Here is a 25,757-nt window from a genome sequence, read left to right as displayed (position 1 = left end):
CTCCCGGCCAGGCACCGCCGTGCCGGTGGAAACAGCCCCCTCGCACCACGCGTGGTTCGGATCAGACGCCGGCCGCGGCCACTGCCTTGTCGGCGGTCGCCGCCGGGGCCACGGCGGCCACGGTGTCGGGCCGGGTGGCCGTGTAGTAGACCGTGGAGCCCTGCTTGGCGCGCTCCACCAGGCTACGGGCGACCAGACGCTCGGTGCTCGTGCGCACCAGGTTGTCGTTGAGGCTGCGGTCCGGGTGGGCGGCCGCCAGGGCCTGGGAGATCTCGGCGGCCGTCTTCGGCTCCGTCTGACCGGTCAGGTGCTGGTGGATCAGTTCCGTCAGGGGGACCTGGTTCTTGTCCGACGCGGTCGCCTTCTTGGCCACCGGCTTCTTGGCCGCGGGCTTCTTCGCGACCGGCTCCTTCGCGGCGACCGGCTTGGCGGCGGACTGCTTCGACTCGACCACCGCGGCGACCGCCTTCGCCTCCGTCGACTTCGGCGCCGCGGCCTTGGCCGTCGTGGCCTTGGCCGTCGTGGCCTTGGCCGTCGTGGACTTCGGCGCGGACGACGTCTTCGTCGCCGTCGACTTCCTCACCGGGCCGGTCGTCGCGGTCTTCGCTCCCGTCTGCTTCCTCGTGGGCGTGGTGGCCTTCACGGCCGTCGCGGGCTTCTTGCCGGTGCGCGGTCCGGGCACCGCGAGTGCGTTGTCGCCGAGGGCGGCACGCATGCCGACAAGGAGTTCGTGGTCCTGCTCCAAGCCGGCCAGACGTTCCTGCAGGGAGGTGATCTCCCCGCGAATGCGGCCCTGTTCGGCGGTGTTCAGATCAAGGTCTGCGGTGACCTTGTCGGCGTACTGGGACTTGAGAGTGGGAATCTCCTGCGTGGGCATGAGGGCTCCTCGATCGATGTGTGTGGTGCGGACTCTACCCACGCTGCCTGTGAAGTGTGTTGGTGTGGGCAATTCCGATGACCCGAGACCGGTTGAGTGCTACCGGTTCTCGAACGCCCTACGCCGATACCCCGTTCGACGGGGGGAGACACCTCGCGGCTCCGCGCCACTCATCGTCGCGCCGTCGTGGAGAGCGCCGTCGTGCGCCGCCGGCACCGCCGAGTCGTGCGGTTCGCGCCCGTGTTGGCCGCCGTGTCGGCCGCGCTCACCGCTGCGGTACGGGCGCTCGCGAACCGGCGGCGCGAGCGTGGTCCGCGGCGAACGGGCCACGCTCCCGGCCGTGTACGTCGTGGGAGTGGTTCACCCGTGAGAGGTGATCGCAGAGCCCCGATGTCCGCCTGCCGACCCCGACACCCCCGCTTCCCGAACGGCGGCGGCCCCGCCGCATGCCGACGGGGCCGTGGGTCAGTGGGTCAGTGGGTCAGTGGGTCAGTGGGAAACGGTGACCACGATCTTGCCGATCTGGACGTTCGACTCCAGGTACCGGTGGGCCTCGACGATCTCGTCCAGTTCGAACGTCCGGTCCACCACGGGCCGGAACGCGCCCGACCGAAGGCCGGAGGCCACGAAGGCCTCCGCCCGTCGCAGTCGCTCGGGCCGGGCGGTGGTCTCCAGCATGGTGTACGTCCGCATGTTCAGCGCGGGCATGCCCAGGTCGAATCCCGGGTAGGGCGTCGGCAGGCCACTCAGGGCGCCGTACACCAGGAGCATGCCGCCGGCGGCGACCACCTTCCCCAGTTCCAGCACGCCGGGACCGGCGACGGCGTCGAAGACGTACTCGGCTCCCCGACCGTCGGTGGCCGCGAGCACCCGCTCGACCACGTCCTCCTCATCGGTGACGATCACCTCGGCCGCGCCCCGTTCCAGCAGGGCTTCCCGCTTGGCGGCGGTGCGGGTGAGGGCGATCGAGGTGGCGCCGATGCGTTCGGCGACCTGAAGGGCGGCGAGGCCCACGCTGCTGGACGCCGCGTTCAGCACGACCGTGTCACCGGGCCGCATCCCACCGACCTCCACGAGCGCGCCGTAGGCCGTCACGTAAGGCATCCACACCGCGGCGCCCTCGATGGCTCCGAGGCCCTCGGGACGGCGCACCACCGCGGAAGCGGGCACGATCGCCCGTTCCGCGTACACGCCGTGGTCGTTCTGCGAGAAGCCGGGAACAGTGCTCACCGGCTGTCCGGGCCGTAATCCGGTGACGCCCTCGCCGACCGCCTCGACGACTCCGGCGGCCTCGGAACCCAGCCGCGCGGGGAACCGCTTCACCGGCTCGATGTACAGGCCGCCTCGGAACAGCGCCTCGGCCCGGTTCAGGCCGATGGCGTCCACACGGATCCGCACCTCACCGGGTCCCGGTTCGCCGACCTCCGTGTTCTCCAACCTCAACACCTCGGGCCCGCCGAGTTCGTGAAACAGCACCGTCCTGGTCATCGGGTCGTCCTTTCACCTGGGGAAGGGTCGTGATGCACCCCATCCCAAAGTGCGATGACTGTCAAACTTTTATGACAGTCGTACGATGGGGGCATGGACACCGATCGCGTCCCGCCCCACCCCGACCTGCGAACGATCACCCTGCAGCAGGTGCTCGAAGCCCTCGTCGAACCCGTGCGGCGGAGCATCCTCATACAACTGCGCGACTCCCCCACCGACATCAAGTGCGGGGCGTTCGACCTTCCCGTGAGCAAGTCCACGGCCACGCATCACTTTCGGATCCTGCGCGAGGCGGGTCTCATCCGGCAGTACTACGCCGGCACCTCACGCATGAACGCCCTGCGGCGCGCCGAGACGGACGGGGCCTTCCCCGGCCTCCTCGACGCGATCGTGGCCGCCGAGCGTCGGGCCGTGACCGCGTAGCCGGGCGACCACGCCCCCTGCCGCCGGGGCGGGGTCACCGGGTCAGAGGAAGCGTCGGATGGGCAGCACGGCGGCCTCGCGGGCGCGCTGAGGCAGCGAGCGCCGCTTCCACCGGCCGGCCTTGATCCGGTCACTGACCTCCAGGTCCTGGTCGTAGTGGGCGTCGAGCACACTCGTGAACTCGACGTCCATCACCGCGAGCATGACCTCCTCGTCGTGGTCGAGGGAGCGTCGGTTGAAGTTCGTCGAGCCCACGAGGGAGACGACACCGTCCATGGTCACGACCTTGGCGTGCATCATCGTCGGTTGGTACTGGAAGATCTCCACGCCCGCGGCGGTCAGGGCCTCGTAGTGGTGCTGTCCCGCCAACTGGCACACCCGCTTGTCCGTGTGGGACCCGGGCAGCAGGATCTGGACCGCCACGCCCCTGCGCGCCGTCGCGCACAGCAGGTCCACGAAATAGGTGTCGGGGGCGAAGTACGCGGTGGCCAGGCGCACTCGTTCCTCCGCCGATTCCAGGACGACGCGCATCAGCGTCTGCATGTCCTGCCAGCCGAAGCTGGCCGAGCCGCGGACCACCTGCACGATGGCCTCACCGGCGGGCTTGTGGTCCACGAACCGGTCGCGGTCGTCGAAGAGGTCGTCGTGGCACTCCGCCCAGTTCTGGGCGAAGGCGGCCGCGATCCCGTCGACTGCCGGTCCGCGGAGTTCCACGTGGGTGTCGCGCCACTCCTTGGGATTGCGCGCGTCGCCGCACCACTCCTCGGCGATGCCGACGCCCCCGGTGAACGCCACCTCCTCGTCCACCACCAGCACCTTGCGGTGGCAACGGTGGTTCTGCTTCAGCGGCGAGAGGTAGAGCGGCTTGCGGAACCAGGCGACCTCGACACCGGCACCGCTCATCTGTTCCAGCAGCTCGCCCTCTATGAGGCGGCTGCCGAAGCCGTCCAGCAACAGGCGCACCCGGACGCCCGCGCGGGCCCGGCCGGCGAGCGCCTCGGCGAAGCGGCGGGCGATGTCGCCCTTCCAGTACACGAACGTCATCATGTCCACGGTGTGGCGGGCCGAGTCGACCTGGTCCAGCATCGCCGTGAAGATCTCGTCCCCGTTGCGCAGGGGGAGCACGCTGTTCCCCTCGGTCGCGGCCACGCCGATCAGGCGCTCCAGGCGGCGTCGGATGCGACGAATGCGCCGGTCGGCGAGGGTGGAGGCGGGGTCCGCCATGTCCGGGCTCGCCACGTCCGCGCCGCCGGGGTGCCGCGCCAGATCTCGATCCGTCATGTCCATGCTCCTCAAAGTCGCCCCAGTATGGCGGCTCGGGCCGCCCGTGTCGGCACCAGGTCCGCCCCCGGCGCCCGGCGCGGTGATCGCGGCGGGCGCGTGCGTGAAGCGGGGTGGTCGGGGCAGACGCCATCGACGATCTTGAACACGACCAGGGGGCGCGCGCCGATGACCATACCCGTCCGACCCGAGTACCCCGCCAGACGTCGGTACCGCTTCAGCACGCGCTCCACCGCCCGCTGGTTCGTCATCGCCGCCCTGACGGTGTGCGGCGCGGGACTCACCCTGCGGGTGCTGGCGGACGCCGCCCGGGAGCACCCCCTGGCCGCGGCGCTGGTCGTCCTGGCCTCCCTGGCGGTGGCCGGGTGCTCGACCCCCGCGCGGCGCCGCCTGCGGATCCGCAGGACGGCACGGCGCACCGCGCGCACCCTGCGGTGCGCCGCGGCCACCGCGGTCGAGACGGCCGAGACGGCGGAGGCCGAAGCGGCGGCAGCGGCGGCGGAGGCGGAAGCCGCCGCTGCGGCGGAAGCGCAGACGGCGGCCTTGGAAGCCCGGGTGTACGAGGTCCCGGGCGTCGACTACACCCTGCTGGACGCCTACGAGTTCGAGCAGGCCGTCGCCGACCTCTGCGAGCGGGACGGCTGTCGGGACGTCGAGGTCGTCGGCGGGGCCGGGGACCTGGGGGCCGACGTCCTCGCCACCGCACCCGACGGCCGCCGTGTCGTCATCCAGTGCAAGCGCTACGGCCCCACCAACAAGGTCGGGTCCCAGGACATGCAGCGCTTCGGCGGCACCTGCTACGCCGTGCACGAGGCCCAGCTCGCGGCGGTGGTGACCACGAGCGAGTACACCCAGCCCGCCGTCGAGTACGCCGAGCAGTGCGGGATCCTCTGCTTCGACCGGCAGGCGCTCGACGACTGGTCGGCCGGGACGGGTCCGGCGCCCTGGGACACGGCGTACGGCACGGACCAACCCGCTGTCGTGGCCTGACCCCTGGGCCTCGCCCGACCCCCTGGATCCGACCCGGTACGGCCGGTCCTGTCGGCCCCGCCCGGAACGTCCGGGCGGGGCCGACACACGTCCTGCGCGGGCGCCCCTTCAGGGACGCCCCTTCAGACCCGTCGGACGTCGACGGGCGGTTCGGGGTCGGCGCCCACGATCTCGGGTTCCAGACCCTCCGCGGGCGTGGTGCGGTCGCGCCCGACGTCGGACCGCCAGGCCTCGAAGGCCAGCGTGGTCGCCGTGACCACGGCCAGACCCAGCAACCAGCCTCCCAACACGTCACTCACCCAGTGCACGCCGAGCGCGACCCGCGTGTAGCCGACACCCAGGACCGTGAGGCCGGCGAGCAGCCACGGCAGCGGCCGCCATCCGCGGGGCACCAGGGGGAGCAGGGCCAGCAGCAGCACGGCGCAGGAGGTCATGGCAGTCATGGCGTGCCCGGAGGGGAAGGAGAAGCCGGGCGCGTCGGCGACGGGGTCGGGCAGGTGGGGGCGGGCGCGTTCGACCACGTTCTTCGTGAGCAGGCCCACCAGGCCGCTCCCGATGGCGGTCACCGCCGCCCACACGGCCAGGCGCCGGGCGCCCCGCAGCAGGAGCCACACCACCAGGGCGGCCACCAGCAGGCGCATCGTCAGCGGCCCCCACACGACGTTCGTGAGGAAGTCGAGCACCCGCACCCATCCGGGACGGTCGAGCGCGAATTGGTGGAGGCGTGCGGCCGTGCCCTGGTCCAGGCGGTACAAGGGCGCCCACCCGGACTCGACGAGGACCAGCGCGAGGGCGAAGGGCACGGCCACCACGGCGGTGACGACCACCGTCGCCACCAGCCGTACGCCGAATCTCGTGTCGGGTCCGAAGTGGCGGGACGTGAGTCCCTCCAGAAGTCGCCGCGGTCGGCCGGTGCGCTGAACCATCGTCGGGGTGTTCCTTTCGTGCGGGGAGCATGGCGGGTGGCCTCGTCAGACCCCGGGGTCGTCCGTGACCGGGGCCGCCACCCCGGCCCGTACCGCTTCGAGTTGGGCGGCGAACGCGAGGCCCAGGAAGAGGGCGAGCGAGGTGAGGTAGGACCAGAGCAGCAGCGACATGAAGGCGCTGAGGGGTCCGTACACGTTGCTGAAGGAGCCGCTGGCCCCGACGTAGAGGCTCAGTCCCCAGGTCGCCGCCAGCCACAGCGCCAGGTAGACGCCGGCGCCGAAGGCCAGCCACGTGTAGCCGGGCTGGGTGCGCCGCGGCGAGCGGCGGAAGATGGCGCTGGTGGCGATCACGGCCAGCAGGATGCCGACGGGCCAGCGCAGGACCTCCCACACCCGGGTGGTGGTCGGACTCAGCTGGTAGACCTCCGCGACGGCCCGGGTGAGGTCGGCCCCGAGGACGGTGACCGCGAAGCTCAGTCCGAGGGGCAGCCCCGCGAGCACGGCCATCATCAGCCCTCGGGTGTACTTGCGCAGGAACGGGCGGTCGCGTTCCACTCCGTAGATGCGGTTGGCCCCGCGTTCCACCTGGCACAGGCTGGTGGTGATGTTGACCACCGAGAACAGCAGTCCGAGCCAGAGCGCTGCCTGGCTGCCGTCGCCGACCTGCCGGCGGCTCTGCAGCAGGGCGTCGTCCACGACGTCCTGGCTGGGGCCGCTCGCCAGCCGCCGGATCGTCAGTTCGGCGATCCGGCCTATGTCCTCGGTGTGCAACACGCTGGAGAGGCCTATGACGGCGATGGCCAGGGGGACGATCGACAGCACGGTCTGGAGCGCGAGCGCCCGGGAGTGGCTGAACCCGTCGGCGTAGCGGAACCTCATGAAGGCGTCCCGTACGAGTCGCCATCCGCCGTGGCGGCGCAACGCGGCCCAGGCCTCCTCGGCGGACAGTTCCTCGCCCTCCATCCGCAGCTCCGCCTCCACCGCCATCACGTCGCGGCGCTGTGGTACCCGAGTCGCTGTGCCCATGCTGTTTCAACCCCCCGTTGCAGTTCCGTAGGTCTTCGTTCCGCGCGCATGCTCAGCCGGCCGTGGTGACGGCGTCGCCTTCCGAGGCGCTCGCGGCGACGCGCGGTCGCGGTGTCGGCAGGCACAGCCGCAGCGCACCCGGTTCGACCTCGGCGGTCAGGTCGGAACCCGAGGCGACGGCGTCGCCGTCGAGCTCGCGCGGTTGCGGCCTGCCGAAACGGATGTCGATCCGCGCGGCGTTGAAGTACTCCAGAGCGCCGCCGGCCACGGCGCCGGCGGGCGTGCCGGTCGCGGCGGCTGCCCGGCCCGGCAGCGCGCGGGACATGACGTGTCCCGCCGCGACGAGCCATCCGGCGGCTCCGCGCGGGTCGAGCAGCACCATGTCCAGGCGACCGCTGTCGGGGCGGGCGTCCGGCAGGAGCGACAGCCCGCCCTGAAGGGTGCCGACGTTGCCGATGACGACCATGCGGGCCCGTCGCTCCAGCGCGGCGCCGCCGTCGAGCCGGATCGAGAGCCGCATCCTGGGGTCACGGAGGTGGCCGACGGCCGACACCACGTACGCGGCCCAACCCACCCGCTCCTTGAGCCGGTCCGAGGCGTCCCGGACCATGGCCGCGTCCAGTCCGGCGCCCGCCATCACCGTGAAACGGGCGGGTTCGAGCCGGTCGCCGCTCAGCCTGCCCGTGTCGATGCGGGTGGTCCTCCCGCACAGTGCGGCGTCCAGTGCCGTCGCCGGATCCGCGGGGAGCCGCAGGTTGCGGGCGAGCAGGTTGCCGGTCCCACAGGGGACGACGGCCAACGCGATGTCCGTACCGGCGAGCACCTCGGCGCAGGCGCGTACGGTGCCGTCGCCGCCGCAGGCGACGACCAGGGTCGTCCCGGTGTCGCCGATCCGCGCGGTGAGGCCGCCGCTGGGGTCGTCGGCCGAAGTCTGCGTCCACACCTGATCGGGGTGGCCCCGGTCGCTCAGGACGGAGCGCACCCGCTCGGCCAACTCGTCGTCGCAGGAATGGGGATGGCGGACCACCACGACCTGACCCGCCCTGAGGCCCTCGGGGTCGTCGCCGGCATCGGTGGCGGTGTCGACATCGGCCGGGGTACGGGTCGCGGGGAGTGCGGCATCGCGGGTCGTACCGGAGCGGGAGGCGTCGTCCCGTCGGGATCGGGCGGGGAGGAGCAGCGCGTATCCCACGACGAACAGCGTGCAGGCACCGTTGAGCAGGCCGCCCAGTACGTCGGAGGGATGGTGCATTCCCCGGTACAGCCGGGAAAGGGCCACGGCGACGGGGATCAACGCCAGTGCGCCGACCGCGAGCACGCGTCGGACGCCGTGCAGCCGGGTGGCCGCGATCGTGGCCAGTCCTCCGAACAGCGCGGTGGCGGCCCCGACGTGGCCCGAGGGGAAACTCGACGTCGGCGGAGCCGGATCCAGATGGGGCACGTCGGGGCGGGAGCGCTCGACGACGAGCGTGACGAGGAGGAAGACGGTCGATTGCGCCGCGACGGACAGGGCCAGGAACGCCGCTTCCCTGCGCCACGCCACACGGGGCAGCAACAGCAGTGCCGCGACGCAGAGGAGGCTCAGACCGATCACGCTCTGGGTACTGGCCAGCAGGGAGAGCCACTGCGAGAGTTCCGTCGCGCCTTGGCCGCGGTGCGCGGCGAAGGCGCGGTTGACTCCGTCCTCCGCCGACAGCGGCCACCGGCCCGCCAGGGGAATGGTGATGAGCAGGCCCAAGCCCGTCATCAGGGCGACTTGCAGGGGGAGAAGCAGCAGGATGCCGCCGCGTCTGGCGGCATCGCCGCGTTCGTTCCTCATTGACGCCGTGTTACCCGGCGGGGCCGAGTCATGCGTTCCTGGGCGCCGGTCGGATCGCCGGCGCCGTCGGTCGGTGTCCGCCGCCTGCGCGGTGTGGTCCGGTCGAGACGCGCCCACTCCCTCTTCCGGCTCTTCCGGGCGGGTGCCACGCGCCCGGCGTGGGTCAGCGCGGGAGTCGGGTGGGGCCGCCGTAGCGGGGGCGGCGGCGCTTCACGGTCGATTCGGGTGCCGGTTCCGGGTTGGAGAATCCCCCCGGCACGACGGGCCGGGCCGGCGCGGGGCCGGGGGGAGCGGTCGCGGGGGCGGCTGCCGCGTTGAGGGGGCGCTCGGCCCGGCCGAGTACGGCGACATGGGAGATGAGGGGTGCGCAGGCCTGGCAGATCTCGGCCAGCGTCCAGACCTGGCCGATGGCCGGGTTGTGGACGAGCAGCAGCATGGGGGCGCCGAAACAGCTCGCCCGGGTGTCCTCGTGGAGCGAGCACTCGGCCGCGCGACAGGCGCAGTCCGCCTGCGGCTGGACGGTGACCGCCCGGGCGTGCGCCCGGGCGTGCTCGGCGGCGAAGCGGCGCATGGCGTTGGTGTCCCGGGACCGGGGAGGCATGCGGCAGGTGGGGGTGCTGCACGTGAGGGTGACGGTGTGGTCGGCGTGGCCGGTGAGGCGGATCGTCCAGGTTCTACCGGGGACGCGCGAGCCAGGAATGATCGTCAAGTCAGACGTCCGTTCGGTGATGCGGTGAAGTCGGTCGGGGTAACTGTTCCCGTGTCCGGGCCTGTCGGCACAATGGATCGCGGGTGTTCTGTCAGCACGGGCGGACAGGGCGCGCACGGCGTGTCGCGCGGTGCGCGACGGAGCGTCTGCCGGGTCCACGACCAGGGATCTTTGTCGCACGCCACCAGGCCGGCTGTCAACGCCGCCCGGCCGGGAGGGCGTCGCGCGCGCCCCGGACCGAGCGCCGCGGTACGTCCGGTCCGTGCGGGCCTTCCGGTCAGTACAGCAGGATCCGGGTGACGATCACCTGCGGCGGTTCCGCGTCCTCGGCGATGACGTACTCGACGATGCCCAGCGTCCCGTCCTCGCCCAGCGGCAGCAGCCGACACTCCGGCCACTCCTCGGCTGCCGTGCTGCCCGGTACGAGCCCGCGGGTCTCCCCGATGCCGACCATGGCCGCGATGATCGACCCCATGGCCCACGGGGGAAGACTCGGGTCGATCATGAACCGGGCGACGTCCTCGGACAGTACGCAGGACAGTCCTGCGGGATCGTTCTCGCCCTCGTGGGTGGTGTCACTCAACTGGCCGTCCCATCGCCCTTCGACACGCTCGTGTGGTCCGAGTGTGCCCCGTGGGACTCCGCGGCGGACCCCTGCCCGACATACTGCCCGTCCGCGGGGCCGGTGCGGGCCGGCCGGATGGACGAATGATCCCGTGTGGCGGGCGCCGCACGTTCGGCCCCCACCGCTCCGGCCGTCAAATGGACTGCGGGGGAACGGATTTGCCCGGGAGCGGGTTTACCTCACGCGGGTCGGGTCATACGCGTCGTGCGGCGGGTTGCCGCGCGAGTGGTGCGGCAACCCGTCGAGATCGGCAGGCGCGCGTGCCCGTCCCCCCGGCCGCGCGCCCGCCGACCGGCACGATGCCGCCGTCCCGTCGCTCGCGGCGCCGGGCTCCGGGTGTCCCCCCACCCGGAGCCCGGCCAAGCCCCCGGCGGCCACTGCCCGAACCAGCGGCCCCCGGGCACGGACGGGACGGCGGCACTTCGTCCGTCTCCACCGAGCACGTCCACCCCGCACCCCGGGCACGCACAGGCCCCTCACGTCGTCGGGTGGGTCGCGGTGCACACCGTGGCGAGGGGCGGGCCGGGCGTCGCGTACAGTGGGGTTCACCGACGCGGGGTGGAGCAGCTCGGTAGCTCGCTGGGCTCATAACCCAGAGGTCGCAGGTTCAAATCCTGTCCCCGCTACGAAAGGTCCGGCCCCCTCGACGCTCGCGTCGAGGGGGCCGGACTGCTTTCACCCCGTCATCGCCGGGCCGGCGGTCACGGTCGGTTCATCCGCTGCACGATCGACGCAGTGTGCGGAACAGAGCCCGGGCGTCCATGGTGGAGACAGGGACGACAGCCGGGGCCCCCGTCACCGGTCCGTCCTCACCTGGACAGGGAGACGCCATGTCCAATCGACGCGTCCCGCCGGGAGAGACCCCTCCCGGTGAAGGTTCCATCGCCGAGGCCCACCAGGAACGGGCCGACGGCGGCATCTTCGAGCACCCGCGGGTGCTGTTGACCCTCATCGCCTTCGGGGCGGTGCTCTTCGCGGCCTTCTTCGCCGCCCGCATCGCCGGATTCTGACTCCACCCCCTGCCGGTCACCCGGCTCCCGATGTGCCCACACGGCCCGACGCCGGTGCGGGCCCTCGGCGTACCCGGTTGGACAAAACGAGGCAAAATCGATGCAAGTGGACATCGGGTCGCACGGGGTCCAGGCTGAGGCACGGACGCCTCGGATCACCGCCGACCGTCCCCATCTCCCCCGCACCGCTCCCCGTACGTGAGAGGCGAGGAACCATGCAGCTCAAGGACGAACTACCCGTGGATCACAAGCTCGCCGGGGTCTACCGCTACGGCGCGCTCGTCTGTGGTCTGATCCTGCTCGCCTTCAGCGGCCTCGGTTTCGCGGACGCGCTGAGTCCGTTCGACACCTCGGGCGGCCGGATCGCCGGTATGACCACGAACACCACGCTCAGCGCGATCTCGCTGGTCGTGGGGCTGGCACTGGTCGTGGGCGCCCTCATCGGGGGAAACTTCGCCTCGATGTTGAACATGATCGTCGGCGGCCTGTTCGTGCTGAGCGGCTTCGCCCACCTGTTCGTGCTCGACAAGCCGGCCAACGTGCTCGGCTTCGGCATGAGCAACGTCGTGTTCAGCTTCCTCATGGGACTCCTGATCATGACGTTCGGGATGTACGGGCGGGTCTCCAGCAAACTGCCGCACGACAATCCGTACTGGCGTCAGCGCCACACGGCCGAGGGTGGCCCGGAGCGCGCCACCCCGGCTGCGGCCCTGCGTGAACTGGGGCAATAGGCCCGGTCGCGTCACGCGACGGTGCGTGAGGTGGTCCGGTCGGCACTCCGACCGGACCGCCGTTCGAGTGGAAGCGGCACCGGGTGGCGCAGTGCCGCGCTGCGGGGCCCGCCGAGTGGGCATGCATCGCCGTGGCCGTTCCCGGACCGAAGGAGCACCACGCATGCACGGGCAGATGCTCGGGATCTACCTCAACGACCACCTGGCGGGCTCCACGGCCGGCGTCGGGCTCGCCCGACGCATCGCCCGCGCGCATCGGCGCTCACCCCGCGGGGCGGAGCTGGCACGGCTCGCGAACGAGATCGCCCAGGACCGGCACGACCTCCTGGCCATCATGCACGCGCTCGGTCACGCACCCCGGCGTCACAAGGTTCTCGCGGGCTGGGCCGGGGAACGGGCCGCGCGGCTGAAGCCCAACGGGCGTCTGGTGCGGCGTTCGGGCCTGAGCAGGCTCGTCGAACTGGAGGCGTTGAGGCTGGGCACCGAGGGGAAGGCCTGCCTGTGGGCGACGCTCCTCGTGGTGGCGCCGGGACAGCCCGGACTCGACGAGGAGCGGCTGCAAGGACTCCTGGACCGGGCCCAGGAACAGATCGACACGTTGGAAGGCCTGCGCCTGACCGCGTCGGCCAAGGTGTTCACCGCCGGCCGCGCGAGGGCCTGAGGCCTCACGCCCCGGCGGTGAACCGAGGGGACATCGGGCGGGCCGCGCGAGGGGCGGCTCCGGCCCGGTGAACTCAGCGGGCCCGGTGCCGGGCCCTGCTGCCGCCCTGGTAGGTCAGGACGGCGGCGAGGATCATCGGTGCGACAAGAAGAGCCACCACACTCATTGCGCTTCCCTTTCTCCTGGGGTGCACTCTCGTCTCACCCCATACCGCCGGGCCAAACCCGTACGACTGCCGCGCGATGCGCCGTCCTGCCGGGTCCCCGACGGGCGGGTGCAACGGCCCCGCCCGGGCTCGCGCTCCCCGATCGGGCGATGTGCCGCCCCAAGGCGTCTCGATTCGGGCCGGCCGGCGTTACACGAGCCGGAACATGATCATCGCCCCGGCGTCCGTCGCGACGCGACGCGGTGGCCGGCCGGGGCGCCGCCGAATTGCACGAGGGAGCACGATGACCGACCTCACCGCGGTGGACGCGGGACGCAGGAGACTGGCCGCGCGGTGCCGCGAGGTGTGCGAGGCGCCGCCGTTCTCGATCGGCGTGTTCGCGGTGATCCTCCTCAATGCCGCACTGCTGGGCGTCGAGACGTACAGCGGCCTCTCCGTCGACTACGGGCCCGTACTCCACTTGGCCGAACGATTCTGCGTGGTCGCGTTCACCCTGGAGATGCTGGTCCGCCTGGGTGCGCACGCCGATCGACCGAAAGCTTTCTTCCGGGATCCCTGGAACGTGTTCGACCTGCTGGTGGTCTCCTCCGCCTTCGTGCCGTTCCTGCGGGAGAACACCACCCTGCTGAGGCTCCTGCGGCTGGCTCGCGTACTGCGCACCGCGCGGTTCATGCCGCAGTTGCGCGTCCTGTTGGTCGCCGTGGGCCGCAGCCTGCCCGGCACCGTCAGCTTCCTGTTCGTCGGTGCGCTGATCCTCTACGTGTACGCGATGATCGGCTGGATCTGCTTCGCCGGGCACGACCCGCAGCACTACGGGTCCCTCGGCCGCGCCGGGCTGACCCTCTTCCTCCTGATGACCCTGGAGGGTCTGGGCGACGCCGTGCACGCCGGGTTGGCCGTCTCCCCCTTCAGCATCCTGTACTACGCCTCCTACGTCCTGCTCGCCTCGTTCGTGCTCGTGAACGTGCTGATCGGGGTCGTCCTCAACTCGCTTGAGGAGGCCCGCGAGATGGAGGCCGCCGAGGCCCTGCGGGAGAGCGCCGCGCACACGGCCGAGGCGTCGACCCCACCGGGCGCGGGCGACGCCGCAGGGACGGAACCGGCAGATGGCCTGCGTCTGCGGATCGCCGCGATGCGCAGCGCGCTCGACGACATGGAGGCCCAACTCGACCTCCCGCACACGCCGGCCACGGCCTCGATCGGCGGCTCCCCTCCCCCGGCCCACGTCTCGGCCGGCGCCGTGTGAGGGAACGGACCCCAATTCCTCCCGGCCGGATCCCTCCTGGCCGGACTCCTCCCGGCCGGGCGCGTGTGCCGGCCTGGCACGGCGGTCGCGGCGTGCGCGAGGATCTCCCCATGGACGACTCCGCACACTTCACTCGCACCTGGCAGGTCACGGCCTCCGGCGGATACGACACCGTGTGGGGGCGGTTCGAGGAGGACCGCCTCGGGGCGCGGGGCCGGGCGATGGGCCTCGTGGACGGTCCGTACTGGGTCACGTACCGGCTCGCGACCGGTCCCCGTTTCGTCACGCGGGCCCTGCACGTCATCGTCGACGGTCCCGGTGTCGCGACGCGTGAACTCGACCTGCGCCGGGACGAGGCCGGACGATGGACGGTCGACGGGCAGCCGCGGGAGGAGTTCGACGGTGCCCTCGACTGCGACCTGGGCCTGTGTCCGCTGACGAACACCATGCCCGTGCTGCGGCACGGGCTCCACCTGGCGGACGCGGGCACCCCGGAACGGCCGTTCCTGATGGCCTGGGTGTCCGTTCCCGATCTCGCCGTGACGCCGTCGGAGCAGGTGTACACGCCGCTCGGCGGCCACCGGGTCCGCTACGCCTCCGGTGCGTTCACCGCCGACGTGGAGTTCGACGCCGACGGTCTGGTCCGCCACTACCCGGGCCTGGCCACCGGCCTGCGCGCCGGTTCCGATGGGGCGGCGTCATGAAGGTGCTCCTGACCAGGGCGAGCGTCTCGATGGGCGATGACACGGACGCTCCGCACGAACGCCGGCACACCTTCCCGGCCGCGGCCACGATCGGCGAGGCGATCACCTCGGTCCTGGCCGGCGGCTACCTGCCGCACATCTCGGGCGGCCTCGCCACCTGGATCCTCACCACCGCCGCGGGAGAGCCACTGGCCGTGGTGGCACAGCAGTGGGCAGCGCCCCGGCTGCTGCCCGCCGGCCGAGGCAACCTCGTCTCGCTCACCTCTGCCCCGCACGACGACGCACTGGCCTGGCACTTCCGTTACCGCGCCCAGGAGGACCCGGAAGCGGTCCATGCCGGTCTCGGCGGGCCCGGAACGCCGCGGAGCGTCTGACGGCGGCACGCGGCGCCGTCCGCCGTTCAGTACGCGTTGCGGCGCCGGAGCCCGAACGGACGTCCGTCGGGGTCGACGAACAACCGGTACAACGGCATGACGCCCCCGCGCGTGGTGCGCGACAGGTCGGGCGGGCGGTAGGTCCGCAGGCGGCCCGCCGGCCGGGGGCCCCGGCCACCGCCGTCGTGCCACGCGTCCAGTGCGGCGGCGCTCGACGCGAACGCATCGAAGGCGGCGACCGGGTCACACACGAGGTCGGCCGGGTACCGTGAGTCGGGGGACGCGGCGTCGAGGTGTTCGAGCGAGAGTTCCAGCCGCAGGTCCCTGGCGTGGCGGCGGGCACCGTCCCCGAGGCCTCCGGGATCGAGCGGCGGGCGGACGTCGACGGTCTCGTCCAGCACGGCGCAGTTGAGTTCCGAGTCGTGCGTCCAGGAGCGGAGGTTCACGTTGTCCGAGCCGACCGAGGCCCAGACGTCGTCGATCACGCAGACCTTGGCGTGCACGTACACGGGAGTCCCGGCGTGGTTCTCCAGCCCGTAGACCGCGACGCGGTCGGCGCTCGCGCGTCGCAGCGCCTCCAGCGCGGTGAGCCGTCCGACGAGGTTCATCGGCAGCGTGATCCGTCCGTCCTGCTCGGGGACCGTGGGGATCACGGCGATCAGGCGCAGTTCCGGGTTGTCGCGCAGCGCCTGGGCGAAGGACGCGACCACCTTCGGGGACCAGAGGTACTGGTCCTCCAGGTAGATCAGGGCCCGCGCCCGCCGCAGTGCCTTGAGGTAGCTGCGGGCGATGCTGCGTTCGCCGTCGGGCGCGAAGGGGTAGCCCCGCCAGAGGCGGTTGGGGTAGGTGCGCAGGATCTGTACCGCCTGCGTTCCGCACGGCCGGGGGTCGGGCAGCTGAGGGGGAAGGCGGTCGGCCGCCGTGTCCTCTCGGTTGAGGAGGGCGCGCAGCCGGACCGTCGGGCTGCGGCTGAGGGGTCCGGGGTCGCACCACCGCTCGCGGAACCCGGCCTCGATGTCGCCGACGGCGGGGCCCCGGACCGCCAGTTGCACGTCGTGCCACGGCGGGCGGGAGCCGTACGCGGAGGCGAAGGGCGGTGCCTGGGGGTCGCCTTGGTGCGAGGCGTCGTCGTTGCGGCCGTGGCAGAGGTCGATGCCGCCGACGTAGGCGACGTCGAGGTGGGGGCGCCCGGGATGGCGCAGGACGACCAGTTTCTGATGGTGGGAACCCCCGGGGCGTACCCGCATGTCGAGCAGGCACTCGCCGCCGGCGGCCTCGATCTCCTCGCCGAGGTGGCGGTTCTCGGTTTCGCTGAACTGGAGCCCGTCCAGGTGGGAGCGCCAGATGAGCCCCTTGACGATGACACCGCGCCGCGCGGCCTCGCCCAGTACGGCGCCGATCTCCGTGCCGGGGCCGTCGAGCCGCTCGTCGGGGTCGCCGCGCCAGTCCGTGAACAGCAGCAGGTCGCCCGCGCGCTGGGCCCGGATCCCTGCCAGCAGTTCGGCGAAGTAGGTGGCGCCGTGCACCAGGGGGCGCACCTGGTTCCCGCGGGTCCAGGCGGCTCCGTCGGGGTGTCGCGCGTCGAGCCGGGTCGCGGCGTTGCCGCGTTCGTGGGCGGTGATCATCCAGTCGCTGAGCTTCACGGGTATGGGCCTCCGCCCGGGCGTCTACCCACTCGGGGCGCCGTCATCCGGTCCCGTGCGGGACCGGCGCGGACGCCTCGTCGTGTTCACCGTGCGGACGTGCGGATGCCCGGTCGCGTAGGTCGCCCCGTCGCATCGCCGTTCGACTCTCGCCCTGTCCATGTACCTGACAGTCTGGAGTTTCCGTGACGTCTCCGCGCCGTCTGCACGCGGCATCCGTCGTCGCCGCCGCGCTCGTCGTCCTGACCGCGGCGGCGCCGCAGCAGGCACAGGCCGCGCGCCCCCTGCCCTCCGTCACCGCCCGGTCGGAGACGGCGACGCTGTACGACGACGAGGCCGGCGGCCATGCCAACGCCGACGATCCCGCGATCTGGCGCAACGCCGCCGATCCCGACAACAGCCTGGTCATCGCCACCGCGAAGGAGGGCGGACTGCGGGTCTACGACCTCGACGCCCGCCAGGTCCAGGCGGTCGCCGCGCCCTCCACGGGTGCGCCCGACGACGCCCCCGGGCGCTTCAACAACGTCGACCTCGTGCAGGGCCTGCGCCTGTCCGGCGGCCGGGCCGACGTGGCCGTGACCACGGACCGCGGGAACGACCGGCTGCGGGTGTACCGGGTACAGGCCGGACGGCCCGGCGGGCCGCTGGTCGACGTGACCGATCCCGGCGCACCGCCGGTGTTCTCCGCGGATCAGGCCGACATCAACGAGCAGCGGACCGCCTACGGTCTCGCCACCTGGACCGATGCCCGCACCGGACGCTCGTACGCGCTGGTCAGCCGCCGCAACCAGACCCGACTCGCCCTCCTCGAACTCACGCCGACGGCGTCCGGCACCGTCACCTACCGCCTGGTGCGCACGCTCGACCTGCCGTCCTCGTTCCGGCTTCCGAACGGCAAGGCGTGGAGCCCCTGCGCCGAACCCGGGGAACTTCCGCAGGTCGAGGGCATGGTCGTCGATCCGGCCAACGGTGTCCTGTACGCGGGCCAGGAGGACGTGGGCATCTGGCGGCTGCCCGCCGACCTCACCGGCACGCCGAAGCTGATCGACAAGGTCCGCGAGTACGGCGTTCCCGGGGTGTACGACGAGAGGACCGAGGAGTGCGTCGCCGGCGCCGACCCGGGCTTCGGCGGCCGCCGGCTCGCCGCGGACGTCGAGGGACTGACCCTGGTCACCGGGCGCGGTGGCGACGGTCACCTGCTCGCGTCCAGTCAGGGCGACGACACCTTCGCGGTCTACGACCGGGAGGTCGACGAGCACAACGCCTACGAGGGCGGCTTCCGGGTGTCGGCGGCGAACGCCACGCTCGACGGCTCGGAGCAGTGTGACGGGGCGGCCGTGCTCAACGCCCCGCTGGGCAGGCGCTTCCCGCGCGGTCTGCTCGTGGTCCAGGACGGCCGGGACACTCCGGCGGACACGGAGCGGGAGGCCACCGGCTTCAAGTTCGTGGACCTGGGCAGGGTGCTCGACCGGCTCTGAGCACATCGGACTTCGCACCCACGGAACGTGCCGGAAGCCCCGCGGTCGCCGAACGATCGGCGACCGCGGGGCTTCCGGCTCCCGGGACCGTTCGACACCGCCGGACGGGAGCGGGACGATGAAACGACGGGGACCTCGTGTACGGGCGGTCACTGCCCCGCCCCACGGCGGCCGGCTCGCCCTCTCCCGCGGGAACCGTGGACGATCCGGTTCGGCAATCCGACGTCACTGTGTGTAAAGGATCTCACTCGGGGAACACGTAGGGTCCGACGGTCGAACCGACAAGGTGGGTGTGCGCGCATGAACGACATGAAGGCGACAGACACGTCAGTCCCCGCTGATCTGGTGATCGAGGACGACAGTGCGGCCGGCATCGCCCGGGCCCGCGAAGTCGCTCGCGCCTACGCCGCCAGTCTCGATCCCGCCGCGCCGGCGGACACCTCGGACGCGCTCCAGCTCGTGGTCTCCGAGCTCGCCACCAACGCCCTGCGACACGGTGGCGGCCACTACACCCTCCAGCTGAGTTCGGGGCCCGACAGCGTGAGCGTCGCGGTGAGTGACAACAGCTCCGATCTCCCCCAGGAGCGCACACCCGACCTCGCCGGACGCACAGGCGGTTTCGGCTGGCACATGGTCCGCCACTACTGCCGCACCCTGGCCGTCACCCTCGTGCCGGGGGAGGGAAAGACCATCCTCGCCGTCCTGCCCCTGTGACCGCGAGGTCCGAGGCCGCTCCCCCGTTTCCCCCGTTCCCCGGTACGCCGGATCGAGTTCCCCGGTACGCCGGATCGAGAGTAAAGCGAGTTCGCGAAATGGCCGATGACGCCTACCTGTTCCTGCTCCCCGAGCGACACCCGCGGCTCGGGGCGGCCCTGGCCGCCGTCACGCCCCTGGAGTGCGCCGAGACTCCCGCCGTCCACGGATGGCTGCAGGCTCACGGCACGTCGGAGTCGTCGGAACACGTCAGGATCCTGCCCGCCGGGTCGGACGTGCTCATTCCCGAGGACGCGGAGCGACTTCCCGTCCCGCTGAGCGAGGACGAGACGGCTCGCGTGCACCGGGAATGCGCCTCCCCGTCGGTCACGCACATGGAAGCGGAGCTCTTGGAGTACAAGCACACGACCGAGGACTGGGAAGCGCTCGTCCACCGGGCCCTGACCGCCGGTATTCCCGCGCCCCGGATCGTCCAGCTGACCGGCCTGGACCCGCAGAACGTCGCCCACCTGATCCAGGCGTGAGCGGTACTGGCCCCCGTCCCCCGGGACGGCGGGCCACCCACTCGTACGAGTGAACACGGCGGGCGGCGGCCGACGACACGTCGCCGCCGTCCCGCACGGCTCCGCCCGGCCCCGCCCGGCCCCGGGGCGCGATCTGGGCCGTCACCCGCCCGACAACCGCCCGTCACACGGCCGGCAACCGGCCTTCGGAGGCCGGCTCCCGGCTTGCCGCGGACCACGGGCGTCCGCAGTCTGTTCTCGCTGATCTTCGACGACAGCGCTCATCGTGGGAAAGGACCCGTTCCGTGTCAGAAGCACTCTCCGACGACCTCAAGAAGCTGATCGACGACACGCCGGTCTTCGCGACGGTGGCCACGATCCAGCCCGACGGCAGCCCGCAGCTCTCCGTCACCTGGTTGGCCCGTGACGGCGACGACCTGTTGATCTCCACCACCGTCGGCCGTCGCAAGGAGGCGAACCTTCGCCGCGACCCACGGGCCACCGTCATCATCAACCCGCCCAACGCCCCCTACACGTATGCCGAGGTGCGGGGCACCGTCTCCCTGACCACCGAAGGCGGGCAGGAGCTGATCGACGCCCTCTCCCGCAAGTACACGGGCAAGGAGTACGCCGATTTCAACCCGTCCTCCAAGGACGACGCCCCGCGCGTGGTCCTGCGCGTGACCCCGCGCAAGGTCGTCGGGTCGCTCTGAGCCCCCGCCCGACGGCGGCACGACCCGCGAAACCGGGGCCGGAAGCACCCCCCGCCCACCGGCCCCACCCTCCGCCCGCAGACCGGGACGGCGTTTCGCGGGCGCGGACCGTCGGGGGCACGGCCCCTGTGCGCGGGGCTGTTGCTCGCCACGGTCCGCTTGTTACTGTCGCGCGGTGTCGCGTACCGAGATCGACCTGCTGACCGCCGAGTTCTTCGGCGCCTTCGACAACCGGGGCGGCAGGCGTGCCGACGTGGAGCGGATCCGTCGGCTCCTCCTCCCGGGCGGGGTGATCGTGAAGACCGGACCGGAGTTCACCGTCTACACCGTCGAGGAGTTCATCGCACCCCGTCGCAGACTGCTGGACGACGGCCGGTTGGTGGAGTTCTCCGAGTGGGAGACCTCCGAACGGACCGAGATCACCGGTGACATCGCGTCGCGGTTCGGGGAGTACCGCAAGTCCGGGATCCTGGACGGCAAACCGTTCGAGGGTGGGGGAACCAAGACGATCCAGTTCGTCCGCACCCCGGAGGGCTGGCGCATCTCGGCGCTCTCCTGGCACGATCGGCCCTGACCGCATCGGCCCCCACCGCATCGCCCCTCATCGCGCCCGGCCCCACACGGCGGTGCGACATCGGTTCACGGGTGGGGCGCGGTGGCGGTGTCCTTGATGAAGAACCCGGCGATGGCTCCGAGGAGCAGCAGGATCGGCATCATGAGCAGGGCGTGCCCGTAGTCCGCCAGGTCCGGGGCATCGGGCAGCAGCCTGCCGGGAACGGCCTGGAGGACTCCGCCGATGATGAAGCAGATCCCGTTCACGATGGCGGCGGAGCTGCCGACCAGGGCGCCCGGCACGGACTCCCCCGCGACCGTGAAGCCCAGCATGTGCGCGCCGGCGAACAGACCGACGGCGAACATGGTCACCACGGAGACGCTGTTCGTCTGCGCGGGAAGGTAGATCAGCAGGCTGACCGCGATGGCCTGGAGGAGGACACCGACCACGGCCGGCACGCGCCGGTTGTTCCAGTGGTCGGACAGGAGGTTGAACAGCGGGGCGCCGACGGCGAGCCCGAGCCAGGACACCGCCGTCAGGGTGGCGGCGAGCGAGCCCTGCGCGCCGCGAGCCTCCATGAGTCTCGGTCCCCACAGCACGCCCATGGCGAGCATGGACCCGAACGACACCCCGGCGAGGGCCGAGGAGAGCACGACGTTGCGGTTGCGGAAGCACCGGCCCAGGTCACGGAAGATGCTGGAGAGCAGGCGCGGCCTGGTGTCCTTCGAAGTGGCCGCCAACTGCGCGGGACCCGGCGTGGGGTTGCGGACCAGGAACGCGAAGAGCACGATCAGCACGACTCCGGCGGCGCCGAAGCCGTTGAGGAGTTGCTGCCAACTGACCATTCCCAGTTGCCAGGAGATCGCGGGCTGACCGAACGCCGAGCCCAGCGAGGCGAGCGATTGCACGAGCCCGAACATCAGCCCGTAACGGGCCACCGGGAACCACTGGCCGCCGATGTATCCGGCGCCGACGAATCCGAACGACGAGCCGATGGCCAGGACGACCTGGGCCACGATCAGCGTGGCCATGCTGGTCGTCTGCGCGTACAGGAACGCGCCCGCCGTGACGAAGGCGACGGCGACGGCCAGCAGGGGGCGGGACCCGAATCGGTCCAGGAGCGCCCCGGAGAAGAACTGGCACAGCGCGAACGCCCACGTGTAGATCGATCCGGCGAGGCCGATCTGGGCGACCGTCAGTCCTGCCGTCTTCTGGATCTCCGGGGAGACCACCGCGTAGCCGGTCTGGATGGCGAACAGCCACACCACGAAGATCGTGCAGAGACCCCAGATGACCCAGGCCTCGACTCCCCCGATGGTGCGGTGGGGGCCGTGCAGGATCCTGGCACCGGGGTGCTTGCGGTACTCGGTCTCCCCGCCCGCGGCGGTGGGGACGGTATGCGCCATGTCGGTGTCTCCCGTCGAAGGCCCGGGCGTCCGGGCCGGTTCCGGTGCCCGTTCGGACCGGGCTCGGCTCAGTCGGCTGTGACGACGTCGCGGTCGTGGGCGAGGGTGCCGGCCACGTACGTGGCGCGTACCGTCCGGTCGTCACCCATCACGGCCAGCACGAACAGCAGTTCCTCGATGTCGGAGACCCGTGACGTCCGCTGTGCCAGCAGCGGGGTCGCCCGCGGGTCGAGGACGACGAAGTCGGCCTCGTGTCCGGGCTCCAGTGATCCGACCCGGTCCTCGATGCCCATGGCCTGGGCGCTGCCGAGGGTGGCGAGGTAGAACGCCTTGACCGAGTCGAGCGGGTAGTTGCACAGCTCCGCGACCTTGTAGGCCTCGTTCATGGTGGCCAGCAGCGAGAAGCTCGTGCCGGCGCCGATGTCCGTGCCGAGGCCGACGTGCACCGGACGCTTGGAGTCCTTGGCGTCGTGGACGTGGAAGAGACCGCTGCCGAGGAACAGGTTCGACGTGGGGCAGTGCGAGATCGCCGTGCCCGTCTCGGAGCACCGGTCGCGTTCGCGGCCGGTCAGGTGCACTCCGTGGGCGAGTACCGTGCCGCGTCCCAGCAGGCCGTAGTGGTCGTAGACGTCCAGGTATCCGGCGCGTTCCGGGAAGAGCGAGCGGACCCAGGAGATCTCGCCGGTGTTCTCCGACACGTGGGTGTGCATGAGGGCTTCGGGGTGTTCGCGGCGCAATGCTCCCGCCGCCTCCAGCTGGGCCGGCGTACTGGTCGGGGCGAACCTCGGTGTGATCGCGTAGAGGTTGCGTCCCTTGCCGTGCCAACGCTCCAGCAGCGCCTTGGAGTCGTCGTGGCCGGACTGGGCGGTGTCGAGCAGGGCGTCCGGGGCGTTGCGGTCCATCAGCACCTTGCCGGCGGCCATCCGCATGTTGCGTCGGGAGGCCTCCGCGAAGAGCGCGTCGACGGACTCCGGATAGACCGCGCAGAACGTCAACGCGGTCGTCGTCCCGTTGCGCAGGAGTTCGTCGCAGAACGACGAGGCGACGGTGCGGGCGTAGGCCGGGTCGGAGAACCGCTGTTCCTCCACGAACGTGTAGTGGTTCAGCCAGTCGATCAGCTGCGAGCCGAAGGCGGCGATGATCCCGGTCTGCACGTAGTGGATGTGGGTGTCGATGAAGCCGGCGGTGATGACGTGGTCCGGGTAGTGCACCGGCTCCAGGCTGTCGGGGAGTCGGTCCCGCAGGGCCGTGTAGTCCCCCGCCGCCGTGACGACGCCGTCGGTGCAGATCAGCAGGCCGTCGCTCTCGTGGACGAAGGCGTCCTCGCGGGCGATCAGGAACGGGTCGCCGCGGAACCAGACCATCGGCCCGCGCACGGCGGTCACGCTCGCACTCATCGGTACCTCCGCAGCCGTGGAACGACAGTGCAAGTGGACCGTCGCGGAATCTGCGGGGCACCCCGACGGCGGCCGAACGGGTGACGCACCGAACCCGCACAAGGGCTTCCCCCGCCTGCGACCCGAATCGGTCGCAGGCGGGGGAAGTCCGGGTGCGGGTGGGCGGCTCGACGTCAGGCCGCGCGGAAGGCGGTGGCGCGGACGCTGTTGCCGCAGATCGCGAAGTTTCCGCCGTCGTTCGGGGCGATCTGGGTCTTGGTGCCGGCGACGCCGACGACCATCGTGGGCGCGGCGAACGGCTTGGCGCCGGAGGCGCAGTAGCCGTCGGCCTCACCGAGGACCGGCGGGAAGGTGAGTTGGGACGCCGCCCGGGCGCCGACCGCGAGTTGTACGGGCTTCGCGCCGCCCGTGCGGGAGACGTTGAGGGGCTTGTTCCGGTCGGGTGCGCCCTGGCCGGCGAGTGCGACGGTGGGGAAGCCCGAGAGGACGCACGCCTTGGGGCCCTTGTTGACGACGGTGACCCGCGCCTGACCGGTTCCCGAGGTCCCGCTGACCGTCAGCTGGCCGCCCTTGCACTGTGCGGCGGGGGCCCGCTGGGGCGTCGCCTGGTCGGCCGCCACGGCCGATCCGGCACCGGCCAGCGCACCACCCGACAACACCAGGGCCGCCAGGAGCGAACGGCAGGCCCGGGCACGGCTCCTCTTCTTCGCTGCGCATTTCATCGTTGGTTCTCCCGCGGTGTCAGGGAACGTCGTGCATGACCCCCTCGACAGGCCTCCGCGGTCGGCGGACGGCGCCATCCTGGGCGTGCGGCCGGCGTACCGGGCGGTGAGGCACCCGTCTCCCTCATCGTCCTCCGCGTCTCCCGGGGTGTCGACCGGGGCGCGGAGCGGCCCTGTCGCGCGGCGGCGTGCCACGGGATCCCGCAGGCCGGTCAGTGGGCGCCGCCCTCCGTGAGGAGGATGTGCCGCACGTCGAGATAACGGGAGCGGAACCCGGCCTCGGAGTAGGCGAGATAGAGCTCCCACATGCGCTGGAAGACGTGGTCGAAGCCGAGTTCCGTCACCCGGGCGGTGTGGCCGGTGAACCGTTCGCGCCACAGCCTCAGGGTTTCGGCGTAGTGCTCGCCGAATCCGTGGTCGGCGGTGACGCTCAGGCCCGCCCGGGCCGCCTCGGTGCGGATGGCCTCGCGGGAGGGGATGAGGCCGCCGGGAAAGATGTACTTGCTGATCCAGGTGTGGCTCTGTGCGGTGGCGAGCATCCGGTCGTGGGCCATGGTGATGGCCTGGAGCGCGATGCGGCCGCCGGGGGCGAGTGCCGTGCGCAGGGTGTCGAAGTACGCGGGCCAGTACTCGGCGCCGACGGCCTCGATCATCTCGACGCTCACGATGGCGTCGTACTCGCCCCGGACGTCGCGGTAGTCGCACAGTTCGACGCTGACGCGGTCCGTGTGACCGGCGGCGGCGACGCGGCTGCGGGCGAGGTCGCGCTGCTCGGTGGACAGGGTGATCGTCACGACGTCGGCGCCCCGGGCGGCAGCCCGCAGGGCGAGTTCGCCCCAGCCGGTGCCGATCTCCAGCAGGCGGGTCCCGGAGCCGACGCCCGCGAGGTCGAGCAGGCGGTCGATCTTGCGGTGTTGAGCGTCCTCCAGGGATTCCTGTCGGGCCGGGAAGGCGGTGAAGAGCGCCGAGGAGTAGGTCATGCTCGGGTCGAGGAAGAGTTCGAAGAGGTCGTTGGAGAGGTCGTAGTGCCGCTGGATGTTCCGGCGGGCGCCCACGGGGGTGTTGCGGTGTGCGTGGGGGCGGCGACGTATCCACGCGCGGCGCAGCTCGGCCAGGGGTGCGGGCACGAGTGCGTCGACGTGCGAGGCGAGCACGGTCAGGGCTGCGACGAGATCGTCGCTGTCCCATTCACCGGCCATGTAGGACTCGCCGAATCCGATGAGTCCGTCGGCGCCGATCCGGCGGTGGAAGGCGTCCGCGTCGTGCAGGACGAGGGAGGGCTCCGGCCCCCGGGGGGCGTGGGCATCGCTCGTCGGGGAGGCGTCGCTCCTCAGGGAGAGGGGCATGCGATCGAACGCGCGGCGCAACAGGGCCTTGGCCACGGCCGTGCGCGCGGCCGAGGCCGGTGGCAGGCGGTGGACGTCCGGCCAGAGGGAGGGTTCGCCCGGTCGGTGCTGCGGAACGTCCGGCGCGGGCCGGCCCGTGGCGGAGGTCGTCGTGGGGTGAGCGGGCGCGGTGCCGCGGACGAATGTGGCGGGTCGGGGCGTCGAGGTCGTCATGTGGGGCCTTCGC

General features: G+C 71.8%; 26 protein-coding genes and 1 tRNA gene. 14 read left to right on the top strand and 13 right to left on the bottom strand.

Annotation, left to right across the window (positions count from 1 at the left end; genetic code table 11):
• Nucleotides 1-61: 61 nt before the first annotated feature.
• Nucleotides 62-877, bottom strand: a complete 816-nt coding sequence (locus tag ACQEVM_RS15945; RefSeq protein ID WP_433079167.1) for a hypothetical protein — start codon at nt 875-877, stop codon at nt 62-64.
• Nucleotides 878-1,366: 489 nt separating this feature from the next.
• On the bottom strand, nt 1,367-2,365 hold the full coding sequence (locus tag ACQEVM_RS15940; protein WP_433079165.1) for a zinc-dependent alcohol dehydrogenase family protein: 999 nt from the start codon (nt 2,363-2,365) through the stop codon (nt 1,367-1,369).
• A 93-nt stretch (nt 2,366-2,458) separates the two neighbouring features.
• On the opposite strand from ACQEVM_RS15940, the gene ACQEVM_RS15935 reads away from it, so the two are divergent.
• Nucleotides 2,459-2,788, top strand: a complete 330-nt coding sequence (locus tag ACQEVM_RS15935; protein ID WP_433079163.1) for an ArsR/SmtB family transcription factor — start codon at nt 2,459-2,461, stop codon at nt 2,786-2,788.
• A 42-nt stretch (nt 2,789-2,830) separates the two neighbouring features.
• Here the strand turns inward: ACQEVM_RS15935 and ACQEVM_RS15930 are convergent, their stop codons facing one another.
• Nucleotides 2,831-4,012 (bottom strand): phospholipase D-like domain-containing protein, encoded by a 1,182-nt coding sequence (locus ACQEVM_RS15930; RefSeq protein ID WP_433080037.1) that lies wholly within the window; start codon nt 4,010-4,012, stop codon nt 2,831-2,833.
• Between the two features lie 225 nt (nt 4,013-4,237).
• Here ACQEVM_RS15930 and ACQEVM_RS15925 point away from each other — a divergent pair, with 225 nt between their 5' ends.
• Nucleotides 4,238-5,059 carry a restriction endonuclease gene (locus ACQEVM_RS15925; RefSeq protein WP_433079161.1) on the top strand — a complete coding sequence of 274 codons (822 nt, stop codon included), beginning with the start codon at nt 4,238-4,240 and terminating at the stop codon, nt 5,057-5,059.
• A gap of 122 nt (nt 5,060-5,181) precedes the next feature.
• Here the strand turns inward: ACQEVM_RS15925 and ACQEVM_RS15920 are convergent, their stop codons facing one another.
• The 5 genes from ACQEVM_RS15920 to ACQEVM_RS15900 form a co-directional block, all read right to left on the bottom strand.
• Entirely contained in the window at nt 5,182-5,985 is an 804-nt protein-coding gene (locus tag ACQEVM_RS15920; RefSeq protein ID WP_433079159.1) for a phosphatase PAP2 family protein, read from the bottom strand.
• Between the two features lie 45 nt (nt 5,986-6,030).
• Complete coding sequence (locus tag ACQEVM_RS15915; RefSeq protein ID WP_351370905.1) at nt 6,031-7,011, bottom strand: YihY/virulence factor BrkB family protein; 981 nt, start codon at nt 7,009-7,011, stop codon at nt 6,031-6,033.
• Between the two features lie 52 nt (nt 7,012-7,063).
• On the bottom strand, nt 7,064-8,830 hold the full coding sequence (locus ACQEVM_RS15910; RefSeq protein WP_433079156.1) for a diacylglycerol kinase family protein: 1,767 nt from the start codon (nt 8,828-8,830) through the stop codon (nt 7,064-7,066).
• Between the two features lie 163 nt (nt 8,831-8,993).
• Entirely contained in the window at nt 8,994-9,539 is a 546-nt protein-coding gene (locus tag ACQEVM_RS15905) for a hypothetical protein (protein ID WP_433079154.1), read from the bottom strand.
• Between the two features lie 277 nt (nt 9,540-9,816).
• A complete protein-coding gene (locus ACQEVM_RS15900; protein ID WP_433079152.1) occupies nt 9,817-10,122 on the bottom strand; it encodes a hypothetical protein in 306 nt (101 codons plus the stop codon).
• A gap of 594 nt (nt 10,123-10,716) precedes the next feature.
• Here ACQEVM_RS15900 and ACQEVM_RS15895 point away from each other — a divergent pair.
• The 7 genes from ACQEVM_RS15895 (at nt 10,717) to ACQEVM_RS15865 (ending at nt 15,056) form a co-directional block, all read left to right on the top strand.
• Nucleotides 10,717-10,790: transfer RNA gene (locus ACQEVM_RS15895), tRNA-Met, on the top strand.
• A 204-nt stretch (nt 10,791-10,994) separates the two neighbouring features.
• Nucleotides 10,995-11,174, top strand: coding sequence for a DUF6480 family protein (locus tag ACQEVM_RS15890; RefSeq protein ID WP_433079150.1), 180 nt, complete (start codon nt 10,995-10,997; stop codon nt 11,172-11,174).
• Nucleotides 11,175-11,389: 215 nt separating this feature from the next.
• Nucleotides 11,390-11,905: a DUF4383 domain-containing protein gene (locus ACQEVM_RS15885; RefSeq protein ID WP_433079148.1), complete on the top strand. Its 516-nt coding sequence runs from the start codon at nt 11,390-11,392 to the stop codon at nt 11,903-11,905.
• Nucleotides 11,906-12,068: 163 nt separating this feature from the next.
• Entirely contained in the window at nt 12,069-12,566 is a 498-nt protein-coding gene (locus tag ACQEVM_RS15880; protein ID WP_433079146.1) for a hypothetical protein, read from the top strand.
• Between the two features lie 449 nt (nt 12,567-13,015).
• Complete coding sequence (locus tag ACQEVM_RS15875) at nt 13,016-13,978, top strand: ion transporter (protein ID WP_433079144.1); 963 nt, start codon at nt 13,016-13,018, stop codon at nt 13,976-13,978.
• 110 nt (nt 13,979-14,088) lie between these two features.
• Nucleotides 14,089-14,682, top strand: coding sequence for a putative glycolipid-binding domain-containing protein (locus ACQEVM_RS15870; RefSeq protein WP_433079142.1), 594 nt, complete (start codon nt 14,089-14,091; stop codon nt 14,680-14,682).
• Complete coding sequence (locus ACQEVM_RS15865) at nt 14,679-15,056, top strand: hypothetical protein (RefSeq protein ID WP_433079140.1); 378 nt, start codon at nt 14,679-14,681, stop codon at nt 15,054-15,056. Before ACQEVM_RS15870 ends, ACQEVM_RS15865 begins: the two co-directional genes overlap by 4 nt.
• Before the next feature lie 26 nt (nt 15,057-15,082).
• Here ACQEVM_RS15865 and ACQEVM_RS15860 read toward each other — a convergent pair whose 3' ends face one another.
• Complete coding sequence (locus ACQEVM_RS15860; protein WP_433079138.1) at nt 15,083-16,699, bottom strand: phospholipase D family protein; 1,617 nt, start codon at nt 16,697-16,699, stop codon at nt 15,083-15,085.
• Nucleotides 16,700-16,884: 185 nt separating this feature from the next.
• Between ACQEVM_RS15860 and ACQEVM_RS15855 the strand changes: the two genes are divergently transcribed.
• The 5 genes from ACQEVM_RS15855 (at nt 16,885) to ACQEVM_RS15835 (ending at nt 20,681) form a co-directional block, all read left to right on the top strand.
• Nucleotides 16,885-18,177 (top strand): phytase, encoded by a 1,293-nt coding sequence (locus ACQEVM_RS15855; protein WP_433079136.1) that lies wholly within the window; start codon nt 16,885-16,887, stop codon nt 18,175-18,177.
• Nucleotides 18,178-18,477: 300 nt separating this feature from the next.
• Nucleotides 18,478-18,891 (top strand): ATP-binding protein, encoded by a 414-nt coding sequence (locus ACQEVM_RS15850; protein WP_433079134.1) that lies wholly within the window; start codon nt 18,478-18,480, stop codon nt 18,889-18,891.
• 98 nt (nt 18,892-18,989) lie between these two features.
• Nucleotides 18,990-19,415: a DUF6003 family protein gene (locus tag ACQEVM_RS15845; RefSeq protein ID WP_433079132.1), complete on the top strand. Its 426-nt coding sequence runs from the start codon at nt 18,990-18,992 to the stop codon at nt 19,413-19,415.
• Between the two features lie 284 nt (nt 19,416-19,699).
• Nucleotides 19,700-20,107, top strand: coding sequence for a PPOX class F420-dependent oxidoreductase (locus tag ACQEVM_RS15840; protein WP_433079130.1), 408 nt, complete (start codon nt 19,700-19,702; stop codon nt 20,105-20,107).
• A 175-nt stretch (nt 20,108-20,282) separates the two neighbouring features.
• Nucleotides 20,283-20,681: a DUF4440 domain-containing protein gene (locus ACQEVM_RS15835; RefSeq protein ID WP_433079128.1), complete on the top strand. Its 399-nt coding sequence runs from the start codon at nt 20,283-20,285 to the stop codon at nt 20,679-20,681.
• 65 nt (nt 20,682-20,746) lie between these two features.
• Here the strand turns inward: ACQEVM_RS15835 and ACQEVM_RS15830 are convergent, their stop codons facing one another.
• The 4 genes from ACQEVM_RS15830 to ACQEVM_RS15815 form a co-directional block, all read right to left on the bottom strand.
• Nucleotides 20,747-22,066, bottom strand: coding sequence for an MFS transporter (locus tag ACQEVM_RS15830; RefSeq protein ID WP_433079126.1), 1,320 nt, complete (start codon nt 22,064-22,066; stop codon nt 20,747-20,749).
• Between the two features lie 68 nt (nt 22,067-22,134).
• Entirely contained in the window at nt 22,135-23,463 is a 1,329-nt protein-coding gene (gene guaD, locus ACQEVM_RS15825; protein WP_433079124.1) for a guanine deaminase, read from the bottom strand.
• 173 nt (nt 23,464-23,636) lie between these two features.
• On the bottom strand, nt 23,637-24,185 hold the full coding sequence (locus tag ACQEVM_RS15820; RefSeq protein WP_433079122.1) for a DUF4232 domain-containing protein: 549 nt from the start codon (nt 24,183-24,185) through the stop codon (nt 23,637-23,639).
• A 212-nt stretch (nt 24,186-24,397) separates the two neighbouring features.
• Nucleotides 24,398-25,744, bottom strand: coding sequence for a class I SAM-dependent methyltransferase (locus ACQEVM_RS15815; protein WP_433079120.1), 1,347 nt, complete (start codon nt 25,742-25,744; stop codon nt 24,398-24,400).
• Between the last annotated feature and the right edge of the window lie 13 nt (nt 25,745-25,757).

Origin of the sequence: Streptomyces sp. CA-243310, from assembly GCF_050936775.1 — a bacterium.
Lineage (GTDB): Bacteria > Actinomycetota > Actinomycetes > Streptomycetales > Streptomycetaceae > Streptomyces.
The sequence above is the reverse complement of the archived record's forward strand: the minus strand, read 5'-3'. Positions and strand labels throughout refer to the sequence as shown.